A 2,968-nucleotide genomic window follows, 5' to 3' on the forward strand; every position below is an offset into this window, starting at 1 on the left:
GCTACAGATATTATCGGTGTCGGTATTTGAGAAAACTGAGCTTTCAAGCGCCTTTCAGGGCGATACACTCACATCTGATTTACTCGACTCCGCTAACCAATTGAATTTATTCGGAAATTAACCGGACACTACTGTACATATCTAAAACTTTTTCGAGAGATTAACGCTGAACTCGTAACATTCGTTTGGTGAAGTTTCCGCCGGAAGGATCACCTCGCGCTTCTGTAATCGCACTACCAAAACTGCCATTTTATTGGTGCACTTCTGCTGGGACATTCCCTTTAAATTATTCCGTAAGAACAATTAAAGCCTGACGGTCATAGTTGCCATTAAAAGAGGCTCAAAAAACTACATAATTCAGAGCGTTGTTCTGCGCCTTTCATTAATGCACTCAACATTGCATCCATTCGGCATAATATCTAACTCTTTTTTAAAAATCGCAACATGCCGAGATTGATTAAAGCTTTAAGACATAAACTCTTATCGCGTTGCCTTCAAATGCCCGATGCATCCTTATAAAGCTACAGTTAAAAATAATTTTAGACTCGAATTTCTACCCTTCATCAGGTAAATTCTTGAAAAACTATTTTATGCCTGTCTACAAATGGCCCTTGAAAGCACCTCTACCACCTGACTTTGCTGCTCATTGGTCAATCCTACCCATAAGGGTAACCTTATCAACCGCTCTGAAAGTGTATCAGTCAGGGCAAGACTTCCATGCAATCGCCCATAGCGCTGCCCAGCAGGCGAGGTATGGAGTGGAACATAATGAAAAACTGCCCCTATCCCATGCTGCTTAAGTTCTTGCAGAATTTTATGGCGATCAATATCCTCCCTCAGTAAAACATAATACATATGAGCATTATGACCGCACTCTTGAGGAATAAATGGACGCCGTAAGACCCCAGCACGCTCTAGGGACGCAAACGCATTGTGGTAGCGTGACCAAATTGAAAGCCGGAGGTCAGTGATAGTTTGCGCTTCCTCCATCTGCGCCCAAAGAAACGCTGCGACCAGATCCCCTGGCAAGAATGAGGATCCCACCTCTTGCCATGTGTATTTGTCGACCTCTCCGCGAAAAAAACGACTTCTATCTGTTCCCTTTTCCCGGATAGTTTCAGCTCGATGGATTTTTGAGTGGTCGTTAACCATCAAAGCGCCACCCTCTCCAGAAATTATATTTTTCGTTTCATGAAAACTTAAGGCTCCAAAGTCACCGATACTACCTAGGGCGCGCCCTTTATAATTGGCCATCAACCCTTGAGCTGCGTCTTCTACCACATTAATCCCGTACCGTCGTGCTATGTCCATTATTGTGTCCATCTCGCACGCTACCCCGGCATAGTGAACGGGCACAATTGCGCGAGTGCGTGTCGTTATTGCACTCTCTATCAATGTCTCATCTAGGTTCAGTGTATCTTCTCGGATATCTACAAAAACTGGGACTCCACCTCTCAAAACAAACGCATTTGCCGTCGATACAAAGGTATATGAGGGCATGATGATTTCGTCACCAGGAGCGATATCCAAAAGCAATGCTGACATTTCTAACGCCGAGGTACAGGAGTGCGTCAGAAGAGCTTTCGCGCACCCCGTTATCTCTTCCAACCAACTACTACACTTCTTAGTGAAAGGACCGTCACCAGCCAGCACATGACCTCGCTTTGCTTGGGCAATGTATTCAAACTCATTACCAGTCATGTGCGGTCGATTGAATTCGATCATTTAGGCCTCCGATTTATTTTATGGATGCATTTAATTGAATGCAAACTAATGCTTAACCGCCAATAAACGACACGAGCCAACAAAGGGGAAGTTGATCCTATCTCTAATTAGCCAGGATTCTGGTGTCATCAGCTCGCAAAGTACTCGATTCATCATTCGCGAAATTTTCAACTCTGCTGAGGATTTTTTTCTTTTGAGGGATTTCGCTTTGTTGCTCGCGATAATGCCGCAACCAGCATCAATTAAATTTCTCCCTCGGTAACTTATAACGAATGAGTATATGGAAGCTATTTGTAAAAAGAACAAGCAAAACTTACCTCTTGATAATTACACCCTGCCCAGACTGTGACTGAATAAAAGTGCAATTGTGACGCTTAACAAAAAGGTTGACCTGTTCGGTCAGCCCGCTCAAGGAGATCGCTCCATAACCGCCGCAAACGAAAACACCTCCAACACGCAATTTGGGCCATAATAAAGTCATACCCTCCAGAAAGGCGTTTTCATCATAGATGTCAAAATGAACAAAGGTGTACTCACCGGAATGCGAATTAATTATGTGGCTGTTGGGAAAAACATCACTGACAAAATTACAGTTCAACGGACTGTTTAATTGGAAAGCCCTCATAAAATTCTGAGCTTGGGACAAGTCGCTTTCCACAGCATATGTCTTTTGGATGAAATAGGTGCTTTCAACAACTGGCTTACCCCAATTGTCCCAAAGGATTAGTTGCATTTCAGGCAAAACTGACGCCAAAAGCGCTCCCGAGCCTCCCCTATAACTCCCAATTTCTAAAACTATTCCATCCCGAAAATGGGCCACTTGGTTTGCCAACGAATAAAGATCGAAAAGTTTACGTTCCGAAATCAGTGTCTGAGATGAAATCTTTTCGTAGATTGCTTGAAAATCTCGGTTTTCTCGCCATGGGCTATACCAAACTTCCGGAAAATTGAATCGGTAGAGTGTCTTATTGAACGAGTTCTTAGCGACCATATGGACAAGCCAAGTCAAAAAACCTTCAACGCAATTCAGAATGGATTTGGTGATTGTCAAGATATATCTACAAAAATTGGCAAATGAGAACTTGTGTTTGAGGATCACTTAAGAATTATATACTTTCAGTAGTGTCCGGTTAAACCGGGTCATTAATCAGTAAAAGCCAATACAGGCGTGGCCTAGCGGCCGATTTTATTTGGTGCCGATTTGAATTCAAATTCATCATTTTTGGGTATTTTCCTAGGGGTT

At 43.0% G+C, this 2,968-nt stretch carries 2 protein-coding genes; both read right to left on the minus strand.

Annotation, left to right across the window (positions count from 1 at the left end):
- Nucleotides 1–588 precede the first annotated feature (588 nt).
- Complete coding sequence (gene rffA, locus QWY30_RS15760) at nt 589–1,725, minus strand: dTDP-4-amino-4,6-dideoxygalactose transaminase (protein WP_290242630.1); 1,137 nt, start codon at nt 1,723–1,725, stop codon at nt 589–591.
- Nucleotides 1,726–2,038: 313 nt separating this feature from the next.
- Nucleotides 2,039–2,776 carry a hypothetical protein gene (locus tag QWY30_RS15765; protein WP_290242632.1) on the minus strand — a complete coding sequence of 246 codons (738 nt, stop codon included), beginning with the start codon at nt 2,774–2,776 and terminating at the stop codon, nt 2,039–2,041.
- Nucleotides 2,777–2,968: the final 192 nt, after the last annotated feature.

It is taken from the genome of Zwartia panacis (assembly GCF_030410395.1).
GTDB classification, from domain to species: Bacteria; Pseudomonadota; Gammaproteobacteria; order Burkholderiales; family Burkholderiaceae_B; genus Zwartia; species Zwartia panacis.

Coding starts and splice junctions, on each gene's coding strand:
- rffA (WP_290242630.1), bottom strand. CDS start 1,725: ATGATCGAATTCAATCGACCGCACATGACTGGTAATGAGTTTGAATAC.